This is a genomic window from Burkholderia sp. HI4860 (assembly GCF_002223045.2).
Classification (GTDB): Bacteria; Pseudomonadota; Gammaproteobacteria; order Burkholderiales; family Burkholderiaceae; genus Burkholderia.
This window is the reverse complement of record NZ_NKFO02000005.1, coordinates 364,389-380,197: the sequence shown is the minus strand read 5'-3', so window position 1 is coordinate 380,197 and position 15,809 is coordinate 364,389. Positions and strand designations below refer to the sequence as shown.

16 protein-coding genes and 2 pseudogenes are annotated in these 15,809 nt (G+C 66.1%); 15 read left to right on the top strand and 3 right to left on the bottom strand.

The window, feature by feature from the left end:
* Window positions 1-819 precede the first annotated feature (819 nt).
* A pseudogene (locus CFB34_RS35855) lies at window positions 820-2,522 on the top strand (ESPR-type extended signal peptide-containing protein); the annotation flags it as partial.
* A 6-nt stretch (window positions 2,523-2,528) separates the two neighbouring features.
* Here CFB34_RS35855 and CFB34_RS35850 read toward each other — a convergent pair.
* Window positions 2,529-3,851: a hypothetical protein gene (locus tag CFB34_RS35850; protein ID WP_242808816.1), complete on the bottom strand. Its 1,323-nt coding sequence runs from the start codon at window positions 3,849-3,851 to the stop codon at window positions 2,529-2,531.
* Between CFB34_RS35850 and CFB34_RS39140 the strand changes: the two are divergent.
* The 4 genes and pseudogenes from CFB34_RS39140 to CFB34_RS35825 form a co-directional block, all read left to right on the top strand.
* Window positions 3,793-5,043, top strand: a pseudogene (locus tag CFB34_RS39140) (adhesin); the annotation flags it as partial. The gene CFB34_RS35850 and the pseudogene CFB34_RS39140 sit on opposite strands and share 59 nt — an antisense overlap.
* A gap of 101 nt (window positions 5,044-5,144) precedes the next feature.
* On the top strand, window positions 5,145-5,240 hold the full coding sequence (locus CFB34_RS39225) for a hypothetical protein (protein WP_306427088.1): 96 nt from the start codon (window positions 5,145-5,147) through the stop codon (window positions 5,238-5,240).
* Window positions 5,215-5,697 (top strand): YadA-like family protein, encoded by a 483-nt coding sequence (locus tag CFB34_RS39135; RefSeq protein ID WP_256976978.1) that lies wholly within the window; start codon window positions 5,215-5,217, stop codon window positions 5,695-5,697. The genes CFB34_RS39225 and CFB34_RS39135 overlap by 26 nt, the downstream gene beginning before the upstream one ends.
* A gap of 125 nt (window positions 5,698-5,822) precedes the next feature.
* Window positions 5,823-6,485: an OmpA family protein gene (locus CFB34_RS35825; RefSeq protein ID WP_089444400.1), complete on the top strand. Its 663-nt coding sequence runs from the start codon at window positions 5,823-5,825 to the stop codon at window positions 6,483-6,485.
* 237 nt (window positions 6,486-6,722) lie between these two features.
* Here the strand turns inward: CFB34_RS35825 and CFB34_RS35820 are convergent, their stop codons facing one another.
* Entirely contained in the window at window positions 6,723-7,121 is a 399-nt protein-coding gene (locus CFB34_RS35820; protein WP_089444399.1) for a nuclear transport factor 2 family protein, read from the bottom strand.
* 81 nt (window positions 7,122-7,202) lie between these two features.
* Here CFB34_RS35820 and CFB34_RS35815 point away from each other — a divergent pair, with 81 nt between their 5' ends.
* Complete coding sequence (locus tag CFB34_RS35815; RefSeq protein ID WP_089444398.1) at window positions 7,203-8,144, top strand: LysR substrate-binding domain-containing protein; 942 nt, start codon at window positions 7,203-7,205, stop codon at window positions 8,142-8,144.
* A 226-nt stretch (window positions 8,145-8,370) separates the two neighbouring features.
* Window positions 8,371-8,712 (top strand): hypothetical protein, encoded by a 342-nt coding sequence (locus CFB34_RS35810; protein WP_089444397.1) that lies wholly within the window; start codon window positions 8,371-8,373, stop codon window positions 8,710-8,712.
* Window positions 8,713-8,961: 249 nt separating this feature from the next.
* Here CFB34_RS35810 and CFB34_RS35805 read toward each other — a convergent pair whose 3' ends face one another.
* Window positions 8,962-9,150 (bottom strand): hypothetical protein, encoded by a 189-nt coding sequence (locus CFB34_RS35805; protein WP_069250279.1) that lies wholly within the window; start codon window positions 9,148-9,150, stop codon window positions 8,962-8,964.
* Between the two features lie 123 nt (window positions 9,151-9,273).
* On the opposite strand from CFB34_RS35805, the gene CFB34_RS35800 reads away from it, so the two are divergent.
* The 8 genes from CFB34_RS35800 to CFB34_RS35765 all read left to right on the top strand — a co-directional run bounded on the left by CFB34_RS35800 (window position 9,274) and on the right by CFB34_RS35765 (window position 15,670).
* Window positions 9,274-9,489 carry a DUF3820 family protein gene (locus tag CFB34_RS35800; protein ID WP_089444396.1) on the top strand — a complete coding sequence of 72 codons (216 nt, stop codon included), beginning with the start codon at window positions 9,274-9,276 and terminating at the stop codon, window positions 9,487-9,489.
* A gap of 209 nt (window positions 9,490-9,698) precedes the next feature.
* Window positions 9,699-10,208 (top strand): DUF1269 domain-containing protein, encoded by a 510-nt coding sequence (locus CFB34_RS35795; RefSeq protein ID WP_089429798.1) that lies wholly within the window; start codon window positions 9,699-9,701, stop codon window positions 10,206-10,208.
* A 219-nt stretch (window positions 10,209-10,427) separates the two neighbouring features.
* Window positions 10,428-10,943, top strand: a complete 516-nt coding sequence (locus tag CFB34_RS35790) for a hypothetical protein (RefSeq protein ID WP_089444395.1) — start codon at window positions 10,428-10,430, stop codon at window positions 10,941-10,943.
* A 104-nt stretch (window positions 10,944-11,047) separates the two neighbouring features.
* Window positions 11,048-12,196, top strand: a complete 1,149-nt coding sequence (locus CFB34_RS35785) for a c-type cytochrome (protein WP_089444394.1) — start codon at window positions 11,048-11,050, stop codon at window positions 12,194-12,196.
* Between the two features lie 31 nt (window positions 12,197-12,227).
* A complete protein-coding gene (ctaD, locus tag CFB34_RS35780; RefSeq protein WP_089444393.1) occupies window positions 12,228-13,988 on the top strand; it encodes a cytochrome c oxidase subunit I in 1,761 nt (586 codons plus the stop codon).
* Window positions 13,985-14,596, top strand: a complete 612-nt coding sequence (locus tag CFB34_RS35775; RefSeq protein ID WP_089444392.1) for a cytochrome c oxidase subunit 3 — start codon at window positions 13,985-13,987, stop codon at window positions 14,594-14,596. Before ctaD ends, CFB34_RS35775 begins: the two co-directional genes overlap by 4 nt.
* Entirely contained in the window at window positions 14,593-15,312 is a 720-nt protein-coding gene (locus CFB34_RS35770; protein WP_089444391.1) for a heme-copper oxidase subunit III family protein, read from the top strand. The genes CFB34_RS35775 and CFB34_RS35770 overlap by 4 nt, the downstream gene beginning before the upstream one ends.
* Before the next feature lie 7 nt (window positions 15,313-15,319).
* Window positions 15,320-15,670, top strand: coding sequence for a cytochrome C oxidase subunit IV family protein (locus CFB34_RS35765; protein ID WP_089444390.1), 351 nt, complete (start codon window positions 15,320-15,322; stop codon window positions 15,668-15,670).
* Window positions 15,671-15,809 lie beyond the last annotated feature (139 nt).

Here is a 15,809-nt window from a genome sequence, read left to right as displayed (position 1 = left end):
CGAATAACTGGCACGAGGGTAATGCAGATTCCGTCCTTCACCGAATACGTTGCTATATAAGAGAAATCGGTAAGTTCTGGAATGCGGTTGGGAATGACGCACCGGTCGAGACGAAATCGTCAAGGAAATTCGATCGATTAATTCGGTGCAGGGGTCGTCCGGCAAGTCGTCGATGCCGTTCCGGGATTCCGGAAATGCGTTTGAATGCGGGACGAAAAAGGGTGAGTGGCTGCGCGTGGGCCGTCCGAGGGTTCGATCCATCGGGGGACGGTCGCGCGCGGCGCGCTCTCGAACCAGGCGGGTACGAAAACGATGAACACAACAGGCATGACAGGCCAACGCACCGGTTCGCACGAACCGGTGGCGCATGCTTCAGTCCCGGGGATCGCACGGCGCCATCCTCCTCCTGAATGAAACACGGCGGGCCGCCCCGGAGTGCGAGCCGGCTTCCGCCCATCCGGCGTCTGAATGACGCTTTCCCATGAGATACGAGGTCGTCGCGGGTTCGGCGCGATGGCGCGCGCGTGCGCGGATGAACCGCACGCCCAGCGTCGAGCCGCCGGGCTTGCCGTGTCGGCTTCCATGATTCGATAACCGGCGATCGTCGCCTCGCCTCGTGTCGACCGGCACGGGCGGCGCGCGATTGCGTGATCGCGATACCCATCGCGCGTGGCGTGCAGCGTTACCCGGCTGTTTAGTTAGTGATCCAAAGTGAGTGGCGGGCGTCGCGAGGCGGACGGGAACGTGCAGAGGACGTTCTCGCCGGCTGCCGTGTTCGCCGTTGCGTCATCCAGCACATGAGAACCGAGGGAAGACAAGATGAACAAGACGTTCAAGTCGATCTGGAACGAAGCATTGGGAGCCTGGGTTGCGGCTTCGGAGCTTGATCGCGCGCGCGGCAAGCGCGTTGCGTCGTCGCGTGGCACGCCGGAGCGCGACATCGAAGGAGCGGCCGCGGTTCGCGCAGGCGCGACCTCGGCCCCGTCGCTCAGGCGGCTCACCATGCTGATGGCGTCCGCGTATCTCGCGCTGTTCCATGTCGGTGCGCATGCGCAGTACAACCCGGATGGCGGGACGGCCACCGGCGGCGTCTCGTCGATCGCGATCGGCGTCGGGTCGAGCGCCGCGCAGACGAACTCCACCGCGTTGGGCAACCTGTCGACGGCGCAGGGCGTGTCGGCCACGGCGCTTGGGCCCGGCGCGCATGCGATGGGCGACGCTTCGACGGCCGTCGGCATCAATGCGCAGGCGACCGGCGTCAACAGCACGTCGATGGGCGTGCAGGCGATCGGTTCGGGCGATTACTCGGTTGCCATCGGCAACCTGTCGAGCGCGACGCAAAGCGGGTCGGTGGCGATGGGCAGCGGTGCGGCCGCAACCGGCGTGTCGGCCATCGGGCTCGGCAACAATGCGCTGGCTTCCGGCCAGTACGCGGCCGCGCTCGGCCTCGGGGCGAGCGCCGCCGGCGCGCAAAGCGTCGCGCTGGGCTATGCATCGCATGCGGACCAGACGGGCTCGGTGTCCCTCGGCAACCAGTCGACCAGCTCCGGCGCGGCCGCCGTTGCCGTGGGCAGCGGCGCGCTGGCTTCCGGCAATTCGGGCGTGGCGATGGGGGTGAACAGCGGTGCGAAGGGCACGTCGTCGATCGCGATCGGCTGGGGCGGGACGGCCGGCGTACCGGGCTCGGGCACGCAGTCGCTCGGCACCAGTTCGATCGCATTGGGTTCGGCCACGACGGCCGGCGCCGACAGCGCGATGGCGCTCGGCCTGAACGCGAATGCGTCGGGGGTCAGCTCGATCGCGATGGGCGTGCAGTCGACCGCGACGCAGCAGTTCGCGACCGCGGTCGGTAATCTGGCGCGTGCGACCGGCGTGTCGGCGAGCGCCCTGGGGCCCGGTGCGACGGCGTCGGCCACGAATGCAACGGCCGTCGGCATCAACAGCGTCGCGGCGGCGGGGTCGACCGTGGCGATCGGCGATTCGAACTCGGTCGCGGCGGCGGCGGGGGCGGGCTCGATTGCCGGCGGCAACAACTCGAAGGTGCTGGGCGGGATCGGCGCGGTCGCGCTGGGCCTGGGGCAGACTGTCAGCGGCAACGGTGCGGTGGCGATCGGCGACCCGAGCACCGCGATCGGCACCGGCGCGGTCACGGCCGGGTCGAACAACACGGCGAACGGCGACGGCGCGGTCGCGATCGGCAATTCGAACATCGCACAGGGCACCGGTTCGCTCGCGCTCGGCAACACGTCGACGGCGGCGGCGGCCGGTGCGCTGGCGTTCGGCGCGTCGGCCGTGGCGAACAATGCCGGCGACGTCGCGCTCGGCTCGGGCTCGACGACGGCCGCGCCGAACCCGACCGCAAGCGCGACGATCGGCGGCGTGACGTATACGTTCAAGGGCACGAATCCGACCAGCGTCGTCAGTGTCGGTGCAGCGGGTACCGAGCGCCAGATCACCAACGTCGCGGCCGGGCGCATCAGTTCGGCGAGCACGGATGCGATCAACGGGTCGCAGCTCGATGCGACGAATCAGGCGGTGAATTCGCTGTCGACTTCCACGGCGTCGAGTGTCAGTTCGTTGTCGACGGGGGTGTCGTCGCTGTCGACCGGGTTGTCGTCGGCTAACAGCTCGATCACGTCGCTTTCCACGTCGACTTCGACGGGCATCAGCTCGCTGTCGACGGGGTTGAGTTCGACCAATAGCTCGGTGACGTCGTTGTCGACCTCGACGTCGACGGGCATCAGCTCGCTGTCGACGGGGTTGAGCTCGACCAATAGCTCGGTGACGTCATTGTCAACGTCCACGTCGACCGGCTTGTCGTCGGCCAATAGTGCGATCACGTCGTTGTCGACTTCGACGTCGACGGGCATCAGCTCGTTGTCGACGGGGTTGAGCTCGACCAATAGTGCGGTGACTTCGTTGTCGACCTCGACGTCGACGGGCATCAGCTCGCTGTCGACGGGGTTGAGCTCGACCAATAGCTCGGTGACGTCATTGTCAACGTCCACGTCGACCGGGTTGTCGTCGGCCAATAGCGCGATCACGTCGTTGTCGACGTCGACTTCGACGGGCATCAGTTCGCTGTCGACGGGGTTGAGTTCGACCAATAGCTCGGTGACGTCATTGTCGACATCCACGTCGACCGGGTTGTCGTCGGCCAACAGCGCGATCACGTCGTTGTCGACTTCGACCTCGACGGGCATCAGCTCACTGTCGACGGGCCTGAGTTCGACCAACAGCGCCGTGACGTCATTGTCGACATCGACGTCGACCGGTTTGTCGTCGGCCAATAGCGCGATCACGTCACTGTCCACGTCGACTTCGACCGGCCTGAGTTCGACCAATAGCTCGTTGACGTCACTGTCGACTTCGACTTCGACGGGCATCAGTTCGCTGTCGACGGGCCTGAGTTCGACCAACAGCTCAGTGACATCGTTGTCCACGTCCACGTCAACCGGCATCAGCTCGCTGTCCACTGGCCTGAGTTCGACGAACAGCACGGTCACGTCGCTGTCGACGTCGACGTCAACCGGCATCAGCTCGCTGTCCACCGGCTTGAGTTCGACGAACAGCACGGTCACGTCGCTGTCGACGTCCACGTCAACGGGCATCAGCTCGCTGTCCACCGGCCTGAGTTCGACGAACAGCGCGGTCACGTCGCTGTCGACGTCCACCTCGACGGTGGTCGGATCACTGTCCACCGGCCTGAGCTCGACGAACAGCACCGTCACGTCGCTGTCGACCGCGACCTCGACGAGCATCGGTTCGCTGTCGACCGGGCTCAGTTCGACGATGAGCTCGATCGCGTCGCTGTCGACGTCGACCTCGACGACCGTCGGATCGCTGTCCACCGGGCTGTCGAGCACCAACAGCAACCTGACGTCGCTGTCCACCGCGACGTCGACGGGCCTCGGCTCGCTGTCCACCGGTCTCAGCTCGATCGCCAGCAACAACACCAACCTCGGCAACAGCACGGCGGGCGCGATCGGCGGCGGGGCCACCTACGATCCGACGACCGGCACGATTTCGGCTCCGTCGTACGTGACGTACAACAGCGACGGTTCGGCGACGATCAACAACAACGTCGGCTCGGCGATCGACAACATCAACGCGCACGGCATCAAGTATTTCCACGCGAACTCGACCGCGCCGGACAGCCAGGCGATCGGGCTCGACAGCGTCGCGATCGGCCCGAATGCGATCTCGAAGGTGGACGGCAGCATCGCGCTCGGTGCGGGATCGGTATCCGACCGCGCGACGACGCCGGCATCGGGCATCCTCCGCAACGGCACCGCATCGATCCCGTTCAACACGACGGACCAGACGCTGCTCGGTGCGGTATCGGTCGGCGACGCGACCGGCAAGACGTATCGCCAGATCACCAACGTCGCGGACGGCACCGGGCAGCAGGATGCGGTGACCGTGCGGCAGCTGGCCGGCGCGTTGCAGTCGTTCGCGGTCACGGGCCAGAAGTATTTCCACGCGAATTCGACGGCGGCCGACTCGCTCGCCGTCGGCGCGGAATCGGTCGCGGTGGGGCCGACGACGGTCGTCAACGGCGATAACGGCGTGGGCATCGGCAACGGCGCGATCGTCGACCAGACCGCGCCTGGCGGCGTCGCGATCGGGCAGGCGGCGAGTGCCGCGCAGGCCGACGCGCTCGCGCTCGGCAGCGGCGCGACGGCGCTCGGCGCGCAGTCGGTCGCGCAAGGCGCGAATGCGAAGGCAGTCAGCGTGGGCAGCGTCGCACTGGGTTCCGGCGCGCTCGGCAACGCGACCGATGCGCTCGCGCTGGGCGCCGGTGCGTCCGCGACGTTCGCGAACAGCGTGGCATTGGGCGCCGGTTCGCTGACGACGGTCGGCGCGCTGACGAACTACGTCGCGTACGGCCTGAGCAGCCCGCAATCGTCGGCCGGCGAAGTGAACATCGGCAACCGGCAGATCACGGGCCTCGCGGCCGGCAAGAACGGCACGGATGCGGTGAACGTGTCGCAGCTCGACTCGGTCGCGAACCAGCTGACGACGCTGATCGACCAGCGCACGACCAACCTCGGCGGCCAGTACACGACGAACCCGAACGGCGCGAACGTGCCGCCGGGCTCGACCGGCCCGAATTCGTCGGCGGGTGGGTCGGGCGCGGTGGCATCGGGCTCGAACAGCACGGCGGTCGGCAACAATGCGCTCGCATCGGGCAACGGTTCCACCGCCTTCGGCGTGGGCTCGACGGCGTCGGGCAGTAATTCGACCGCGATCGGCACGGGCAGCAACGACGGCGGGCGCTCGAACGTCGTCGCGGTCGGCTCGGCGGAATCGGCGCGCCAGGTGGTCAACGTCGCGGCCGGTACGCAGGGCACGGATGCGGTGAACGTGAACCAGCTGAACGCGGTGTCGAACCAGTTCACGCAGTCGCTGAACACCGTCAACAACCAGCTCACGCAGATGCAGCAGCAGATCCAGCAGACCGATTCGATGGCACGCGAGGGGATCGCGGCCACCGCCGCGATGGCGTCGATCCCGCATATGGACCGCGACTCGAACTTCGCGATGGGGGTCGGTACGGCGACGTTCCAGGGGCAGAAGGCGATGGCGGTCGGCGTGCAGGCGCGAGTCACGGAAAACCTGAAGGCGACGCTGAACGGCGGTTTCGCCGGCAGCCAGCGCGTCGTCGGCGCGGGCATGCTGTATCAGTGGAAGTAAACGCGCGCAGCGGTTCGCGCCGGCATGCAGTGCCGGGGCGGACCGCGTCGAACGCACACGCACGCGGAGGCGGCTGCGCCATTGCACCGCCCGCGTTGCGCCCCTCGCATTTTCGGAGTCCTCAAGTGAAAAACATTCATCTTGCACTGCTGGCGTCCGTCGTTTCCCTCGCGGCCTGTTCGAGCGCATCGGGGCCGACGTACAACGCATACGAACTTCAGCCGCGCGACGGCATCCGGACGTTCCGTGTCGACTGTCACGGCATCCTGTCGAGCGCCAATACCTGCACGAAGGTCGCGACGCGCATGTGCGGCAACGAGACCGTGCGCAAGGTCGATTCCACGACGCCGTACCGCGACGGCGCCGATCCGCACTCGATCGTGTTCCAGTGCGGTGCGGCACCCGCGCCGGTCGCCGCGGCGGCCGCGCCGGCGCCCGCCGCGGTCGAGAAGGTGAGCCTGACCGGCGATGCGTACTTCGCGACCGACTCCGCCGTGCTGACGCCCGCCGCCACCGCTGCGCTCGACAGTTTGCTGAGCCAGCAGGGCGACAGGCATTTCTCGCGTGTGGAAGTGGACGGTTATACCGACGCGACCGGCTCGGATGCCCACAACCAGGCACTGTCGAAGCGTCGCGCCGATGCGGTCGCGGGGTATCTGCGCGAACACGGGCTGAAGGCGGATGCGGTCGCGGCGACGGGGCATGGAGAAACCAACCCGGCGGCGTCTAACGAGACCGCCGAAGGGCGGGCGCGCAATCGCCGGGTGGAGATCTCGTTGCAGAAGTAGGGCGTCGCCATCGGCTTGACGCAGGCGTGGCCGTCGAGAACCGACGGCTCGCTTGCGACAGCGGTGCCGTCCGGGGGCGCAGGCGGTCGAGTCAGGCGATGCGTCGCGACGAGCGAGTGCGGTGCCGCCATCGCAGCGGATGTCGGCGTGTTCACCGAATGCCCTGCGTGCGTGGCGATCAAAGTCGGCACCCGCCCTCCGCAAACCAGCCTTCGGTATCGAGCGACCTCGATTCGGCTACGCGTATTTGTCGCCCACGGTACTGCGAATCGGATGGGTGTCGTAGACGATGATCATCCGCTCGATGCGCCCATCGTCGTCGAATTCGAAAACATCGACGCACTCGAAACGCACCGCGGACCCATCTTTCAGCGCCCAGTCGTAGACGAAGTAGCCGGCCGCACGTCGAGCCCCCGTCGTGCTGACGCAGATGTCGATGGGCGTTATTTTGCTCGCTCCGGACGCTGCATTGACCTTCGCGAAGAAGGGCGCGGCGTTCATCCAGCCGAGAAACGGCGAGAAGACCTGGGCGTCCGGCGTGAACAACGCACAGATCGCCGCGACGTCGCCACGCTCCAGCTCCGCGAGATAGTTGCGAACCTGCCGGGTGTATAGTGCTTCCGACGATGAGACCATCTTTTTTCTCCGATCATTCGTTGACAACGCCGCGCATTCGAACAGACGCGCATCCGGTACAGGCAAGATAGCGATGCACCGATGACCGAACAATCGAAAAATCCGCAACCCGGGTATGCAACGCATGCATATCCATTGGGCGACCTGACACGGCCGCTGCCGCCGCTGACGGCGTTCCAGTCCTTCGTCGCCGCGGCGCAACTCGGGAGCATCAGCAAAGCCGCCGACCATCTGTGTCGAACGCAGGGCGCGGTGAGCCGTCAGGTCCAGCAACTGGAATCGCACTACCGGTGTGCACTTTTCGTACGCCATGCGTCAGGGTTGACGCTGACGGCGGAAGGAAGCGAACTGTTGACCGTGGCCGTCGGCGTACTCACGCAACTCGTTCAGCATGCGGACGTTCACGCCAAGACAGCGCCCGTCGTCACGCTGCGGTTGCCCTCCACGTTTGCGCTTCGCTGGTTGCTCCCACGGCTGGCAGACATCAATCACGCGTTGCCTGGAACAGAATTTCGCATCTCCACATCGGCGGACGACACGCCGGATTTCACGACCCCTGACGTCGACGCCATCGTTGTGCGTGGAACCGGGCAGTGGCCGGGTATGGACGCGGTTCCGTTGTTTGGCGAGCAACTCACACCGATGTGTACACGCGCAATGGCCGCATCGCTTGGCTCGGCCGCCGACCTTGCTCATGTCACATTGCTCCATCCCGGACACGGCCACGAGGAGTGGCGATGCTGGCTGGAAAGCGTTGGGGCTCGGCAAATCGACGCGAGCCGTGGACTCGTTTTCGATACCCTCGAATTGACGCTCTCCGCTGCGGCGGAAGGGCATGGCGTGGCAATCGGCGATCCTCGGATGGCGAGGGACCGCCTGCAGGCAGGGACACTGACGACACCCTTTGCCGACGTGGCGCAAAACGGCTTGTCGTACTACGTCGTCTATCCATCCCAACGAGCCGCACAGTCCAAGATTCGCGCGCTCGCTGACGTCTTGTTTCGGCTTGCGCAGGATCACTGAGGGTTATCGGGGAAGCACCCTGTACCGCGGGTTCGCCGTTGGCAGGTGACGCGAGCGCGAACACGGCCCATGCCGGCGTTCAAATTCTCGATGACCACGTGACGCATTGCCAATCGGGCCGCCTGTCGAGCCCGCACGTCTGATCTGCCGCAAGCGCGCAGCGATTATGGCTCCCGCGTTCCCAATGGCGAGTACACTGACAATGCCCTGGAAGCAGGAGAATGCGATGATCGACGCTGGCCCCCAAAGCACCTTTCGAGGACTGCCGCTGACCGTGGAGCAGGACGCGGAAGTGCGGCACTACATCAAGGATCGGACTCGGCGTGGGTTGCCATGGGACACGTCGGAGCTGAGCGCGATGCTCAAGGACATGCTGCATCCCCCGGGCGACGGTGATGGCGACGACGATCGCGAAGGCGACGGTGATTTTGCCTCACCGGCAGACGAAGCCAGAGCGGCCGCCGAGCGCGCGACGGCCTCGGTCGACGAAGCGATGGATCCGATCGAGGCGAATGAGGAATGGCATGCGGCCATGGAGTCGGAGGGCATGAAAGGGCCCAGACGATAACGCGGAGCCGCGACGCGCCGAATTCCCGCAGCGCCGCCTACGAGGCGCGCGCGCCGGATGCCGGGCATTTCAGGGAAGGCGCATAGCGTCGGACCGTACACAGCGGAGTTGCCGACGCGCGCGGCGATCCCGGCGTGAGAACCCCGACACGCAATCCATCCGTTGCCAGGTCATTCCGGGCACAGCTCATCGCGCCAACGGAATGGCGAGCCGCATCGCGTCGCCGGGCGCCCGGCAGCGGGCGCCCTGTCAGTGCCTGATCACGCAGACGGCCACGATTTCGTATCCGGGGTCGGCATGCACGTGCGCCGCCTTTTCTGCTTCTTCATACGAACCAAACGACGTGGCATCCTCAACCGCCGGTGCCATGCCGATATCGCCATCCTCGGCGGTGCAGAGGAACTGCTCGCCGGTTTTCACGACGTAGACGGACAACATGATTCCCTCCATCGTGTGCAGGGGGAATTCCAGTCTAGCAGGCGAGAAAAGGGGCGCAGGCGGTTCGCCCAGTCCTTTTCGCGAGATCTGCGACAGGACCGAAAAGCCGGGCACAATACCCGCATGCAAAATCCAGACCTCGAACAACTCGTCACCGTCACCATGCCCTTCGGGAAATACAAAGGCCGGCTGATTGCCGACCTGCCCGGGCCTTACCTCAACTGGCTGGCGCGCGAAGGGTTTCCGCGCGGCGAAATCGGCCGGCAGCTCGCGCTGATGCACGAGATCGACCACAACGGCCTGCGGGACTTGCTGGCGCCGTTGCGAAAGCGCGGATAGCGCCCATCGGGGCCGAATGTCCCGGCCCCCGCATCGTTCGTCCGTGGTCGACAACGACCACCGCGCATCCACCCGCACCGGCCACGCGTGGCCGAACGCTCGCATGCGACCCCGTCCGCGGTTCGCATGCCACTAGCGTGTCGCCGAGGCTGACATAGAATAGAAAACAGTCCCTTGGACGCGTTGATGGCAAGAAAAGGGGTGCCAACATGAGACGCCTTTATTTCCTCGTACCCGATACCCAGATGGCGAAGGCCATCGTCGACGATCTATTGCGCGCACGCATCGTCTGGCGCCATATCCACGTTCTCGCCGACCACAGCGTCACACTCGATCAGTTACCCGAAGCATCGTTGCTGCAAAGCAGCGACGTCGTGCATGCACTCGAGCGCGGCGTCGCGCTCGGCGGCGCGGCCGGTGCGCTGATCGGCCTCGTCGCGCTCGTCTTTCCGCCGGCGGAGCTCGTGATCGCGGGCGGCGCCGTCGTCGGCCTGACGCTGGCCGGCGCGGGTTTTGGGGCGTGGACCGCCGCGATGATCGGCATTGCCGAGCCGAACGCGCGACTCCAGCGATTTCGCGAGGCGATCCAGGCAGGCCAGATCCTGATCATGGCCGACGTGCCGGCATTGCGAGAGCAGGAAATCGAAGAAATGGTCGCCCAGCATTTTCCGAAGGCAGACCTGGAGGGCGCCGAACCTACGTCACCGATCTTCCCCTGACACGCGACAGCCAATCGGCCTGCCCGACAAACGCGTCGATTGACGCGTTTCGCCGAGCGCACAGCCGCGGCCGCGGGCCGCGCGGGGAGCGGGGCGTGCGCTCGTTGCGCAGGCAACTCATGTCCGCCATGCCGAAGCGCGCAAGAGACGCGGGGCCGACGCGCGTGATGCCTTGGGGGAATCGAAGTGCCAACGTCGAACCGTCGGCAAGGAGGCCGTATGGAACTGCACATTCAATCGCACCATTGGGCGCGTCGTACGCCCGACTGGGTCGCCGCTGCCGTGGCCGGCCTCGCGGGCGGCGCGCTGGTGATCGCGCTGGAATTCGTCTGGTCGACGCTGGTGCTCGGCTCGAGCCCGTGGCAACCGACCCACAAGATCGCGGCGATGGTGATGGGCCGCAGCGCGCTCGGCCAGATGACGCAATTCAACCTCGAAATCGTCGCGATGGCGCTGCTGCTGCACTACGTGCTCGGCGCGATCATGGGGATGATGCTCGCCGCGATCATGGCGCCTTTCCGCTTCGATTCGAGCGTGGGGATGGAAGCCGTCATCGGGCTGGCGTTCGGGATCGTCGCGTATGGGTGGAACTTCTACGTGATGACGGCCGTGTTCCCGTGGTTCGTCTCCGAGCGCGGTTCCGGGCCGTTGCTGGCCAACCTGTTGTTCGGCGTGGTGGCGGCCATCACCTACGGCAGGCTGGAGCGATTGCGCAAGCAGAACGTGGACGATTGACCCAGCGCGCTTCCCGCCGCGCCGCGCTTGACCACGCGGCGCCCACGGGAAACACGGAACCGGGTGTCGGCGGCGCCGGCGAGTGAGATGCAGCGAGGCGGCCCATGGCCCTTGCGATTGCCCTGGTCCTGATCATCGTGTTGGCGGTGGGGTTTCACTTTGCCAGTCCGTGGTGGATCACGCCGATCGCGTCGAACTGGGTGCGCATGGACGACATGCTGACGATCACGCTCGTCATCACCGGCGCATTCTTTATCGCCATCAACCTGTTCATCGTGGTCGCCCTGGTGCGCTATCGCCACCGCAGCGGGCACCGCGCGGCCTACGAACCGCACAACCGGAAACTGGAATGGTGGCTGATCGGCCTGACCATCGTCGGCGTCGCGGCGTTGCTGGCGCCGGGCCTGTTCGTCTACGCGGATTACATCCGGCCGCCGCGCAACGCGTTGCAGATGGAAGTGCTCGGCCAGCAATGGCAATGGCGCTTTCGCTTCGCCGGGCCCGGCGGCAAGCTGGGGACGACCGACGTGCGCTACATCAGCAACGACAACCCGTTCGGCCTGAACCCCGCCGACCCGAACGGCCGTGACAACTACCTGATCGACGGTCCCGAAGTGCACCTGCCGCTCAACCGGCCGGTCCAGGTCCTCACCCGGTCGCGCGACGTGCTGCACGACTTCTACGTCCCGCCGTTCCGCGCGCGGATGAACATGGTGCCGGGCATGGTGACCACCTTCTGGTTCACGCCGACCCAGGCTGGGCGCTACGACATCCTGTGCGCGCAGCTCTGCGGGATCGGGCATTCCGGCATGCGCGGCGTGGTGGTGGTGGAAGACGAAGCCGCGTTCTCGCGCTGGCTGGCGCAGCAGACCACGTTCGCGCAGCAGCAGATGGCCCACGTGCAGGCCGCCCCCGCCGCCGCGGGCGGCAGCGCGCAGGCGCTGGCCAACCTGGGCAAGACGCTCGCGGCGGCCAAGGGCTGCGTCGCCTGCCATACCGTGGACGGCAGCCCGCTCGTCGGCCCGACCTGGAAGGGCCTGTACGGCAAGACCGAAACGATGGCCGACGGCAGCACCGCGAAGGTGGACGACGCCTATCTGCGCGCGTTCATCCGCAATCCGACGGCCCGCGTCGTGAAGGGTTTCTCGCCGATCATGCCGCACTTCGACCTGAGCGAGCAGGAACTGAGCGCACTGGTGGCCTATATCGAGGCGCAAGGCGGGACGCCCGCCGGCACCGCGGCCCAGCCCTAGCGGAACGGACGAAGCAGACGGAGCAGACGCCATGACCTACGCGCACACCGACCACGGTCCGCACAGCTTCTGGACCCGCTATGTGTGGAGCCAGGACCACAAGGTCATCGCCGTGCAGTACGCGCTGACGGCCATCGCGATCGGCCTGGTCGGCCTCGTCCTGTCGGACCTGATGCGGCTGCAGCTCGGCTTTCCGGGCAAGTTTGCCTTCATCGACGCGAATCACTACTACCAGTTCGTCACGATGCACGGAATGATCATGGTGATCTACCTGCTGACGGCGCTGTTCCTCGGCGGCTTCGGCAACTACCTGATCCCGCTGATGCTCGGCGCGCGCGACATGGTGTTTCCGTTTCTCAACATGCTGAGCTACTGGGTCTACCTGCTGGCCGTGCTGGTGCTGGTAGCGAGCTTCTTCGTGCCGGGCGGGCCGACCGGCGCGGGCTGGACGCTGTATCCGCCGCAGGCGATCCTGCCGGGCACGCCGGGCGTGGAATGGGGCATCGTGCTGATGCTCGTGTCGCTGGCGATCTTCATCGTCGCGGCCACGATGGGCGGCCTGAACTACGTGACCACCACGCTGCAGGCGCGCACGCGCGGCATGACGCTGATGCGCATGCCGCTCACCGTGTGGGGCATCTTCATCGCGACCATCATGGCGCTGCTGGCGTTTCCGGCGCTGTTCGTGTCGGCGGTGATGATGCTGTTCGACCGGACGCTCGGCACCAGTTTCTTCGTCCCGGCCGTGGTGTCGATGGGGCAGACGCTCAAGCACGCCGGCGGCAGCCCGCTGCTGTTCCAGCACCTGTTCTGGTTCTTCGGGCACCCGGAGGTCTACATCGTCGCGCTGCCGGCCTTCGGCATCGCGTCGGATCTCATCAGCACGCACGCGCGCAAGAGTATCTTCGGCTACCGGATGATGGTGTGGGCGATCGTCATCATCGGCGCGCTGAGCTTCGTGGTCTGGGCGCACCATATGTTCATCGCCGGCATGAACCCGTACTTCGGCTTCTTCTTCGCCACCACCACGCTCATCATCGCCGTCCCGACCGCCCTCAAGGTCTACAACTGGGTGCTGACGCTGTGGCGCGGCGATATCCACCTGACCGTGCCGATGCTGTTCGCGATCGGCTTCATCAGCACCTTCGTGCTGGGCGGGCTCACCGGGCTCTACCTCGGCAACGTGAGCGTGGACATCCCGCTGTCGAACACGTATTTCGTGGTCGCGCACTTCCATATGGTGATGGCCGTGTCGCCGATCCTCGTGGTGTTCGGCGGCCTGTATCACTGGTACCCGAAGGTGACGGGCCGCCTGCTCGACGACACGCTCGGGCGCGCGCACTTCTGGATCACCTTCGTCGGCACCTATGCGATCTACTTCCCGATGCACTATCTCGGCATCCTGGGGATGCCGCGGCGGTATTACGCGTATCAGGGCTACAGCTTCATTCCGCATTCGGCGCAGACGCTCAACACGTTCATCACGATCGTCGCGCTGATCGTCGCGGCGGCACAGCTGCTGTTCCTGTTCAACCTCGCGTGGAGCCTTCGCCACGGCCGGCGTGCGGACGGCAACCCGTGGCGGGCCACCACGCTCGAATGGCAGACGCCGCAAACGCCGCCCGTACACGGCAACTGGGGGCCGACGCTTCCTGTCGTCTACCGCTGGGCATACGAATACAGTCCGCCGGGGCAGGAGGAAGACTTCGTGCCGCAGAATCAGCCGCCGGCGACGGCGCCTGAATCCAAGGCGCGCCATCCGACGCTGCACCCGGGCGAGGCACACGAATGACCACGCTGCCGCGCCCCTTCGTTCCCGATGCGCCACCCGGCTTGCCGAATGCGGGCCGCACCGGCCTGGCCGTGTTCATGGCGGTGGCGACGACGCTGTTCTCGCTGCTGCTGTTCGCCTATGCGATGCGCATGCGCGAACCCGACTGGCAGCCGATCCCGCATCCGGCGCTGATGTGGTGGAACACCGGCGCGCTGGCGCTGGCCAGCATCGCGATGCAGCGCGCCCGGCGGATCGGCCCGTCCCGCACGGTGTGGCTGTTAGCCGGCGGCGTGCTGGCGGCCGTGTTCGTGAGCGGGCAGCTGGTTGCGTGGCACATGCTGTCGGCAGCCGGGGAGACGGTCACCGTCAATCCGTCCAACAGCTTCCTCTACCTGCTCACCGGCCTGCACGGATTGCATGTGCTGGGCGGGCTGGCGGCGTGGGGCGTGACGATCGCGACGCTCCGGCGCGCGGACCCGTTCCGCGCCCAACGGGCCATCGCGCTGTGTGCGCGCTACTGGCATTTCCTGCTCGCGGTCTGGCTCGTGCTGCTGGCGGCGATGCAGTGGCTGACTCCCGGGATCGTCGCCGCCATCTGTGGGCCGCTGTATGGAGCCGCGCCATGACCGCGCCCTCCGTCTACACCGAATCCGATGCCGAATCGTCTGCGGTGCCGCCCGCCGACGCGCGGCCCGACGGCTGGCGCGGCATCGTCACGGACTGGTCGTCCGACCGCGAAGCCTTCAGGGTGCCGTGGGGCAAGGCGATGATGTGGATCTTCCTGCTGTCGGACACCTTCGTCTTCAGCAGCTTCCTGATCGGCTACATGACGGTGCGCATGTCGACCACCGCGCCGTGGCCCGATACCGCGAAGGTGTTCGGGCTCAGCGTGGGCGGCGTGGAAGTGCCGCTGCTGCTGATTGCGATCATGACGTTCACGCTGATCAGCAGCAGCGGCACGATGGCGATGGCCGTCAACTTCGGCTACCGGCGCAACGCGCGGCCCGCCGCCGCGCTGTTGCTGGCGACCGCGCTGCTGGGCGCGACCTTCGTGTCGCTGCAGGCGTTCGAATGGAGCAACCTGATCTTCCGTGAAGGCATCCGCCCGTGGGGCAATCCGCTGGGCGCGGCGCAGTTCGGCGCGTGCTTCTTCACGATCACCGGCTTCCACGGCTTTCACGTGACCTGCGGCGTGATCTACCTGCTGCTGATCGCGCGCAAGATCCTGCAGCCGGGATTCACCGAACACGGCAACTTCCAGATCGTCGAGATCGCCGGGCTGTACTGGCACTTCGTCGACCTGGTGTGGGTGTTCATCTTCGCGCTGTTCTATTTGTGGTGAGGCAGCCATGGACCACACCGATCCCGCCGATCCCGCCGATCGACCCGACGCCGCGCACGGCCAGCAGCATCCGATCGGCCTCTACCTGAAGATCTGGGGCCTGCTGTTCGTGCTGAGCACGTTGTCGTACCTGGTCGACTACTTCAACGTGCAGGGCCTGATGCGCTGGGTGCTGATCGTCGTGCTGATGATCGCGAAGGCCGGGCTGATCGTGTCGATCTTCATGCACATGATGTGGGAGCGGCTGGCGCTCGTGTACGCGATCCTGATCCCGCCGCTGACCCTGCTGGTGCTCATGGTGTTGATGGCGGCCGAAGCGCATCACACGTTCGGGATGCGGGAGCTGTTCTTTCGCTGATTCCGTCATTGATCGTGCGTCGGTGTGATGGGCGCGATACGTGCGCGATCGACGGGCGCTGTTTCGGAGGGGGCGGCGTTTCGTCATCGGGAAATGGCGCATTCCGGACATCCGTTCACGCGAACCTGAAGGGAGGATC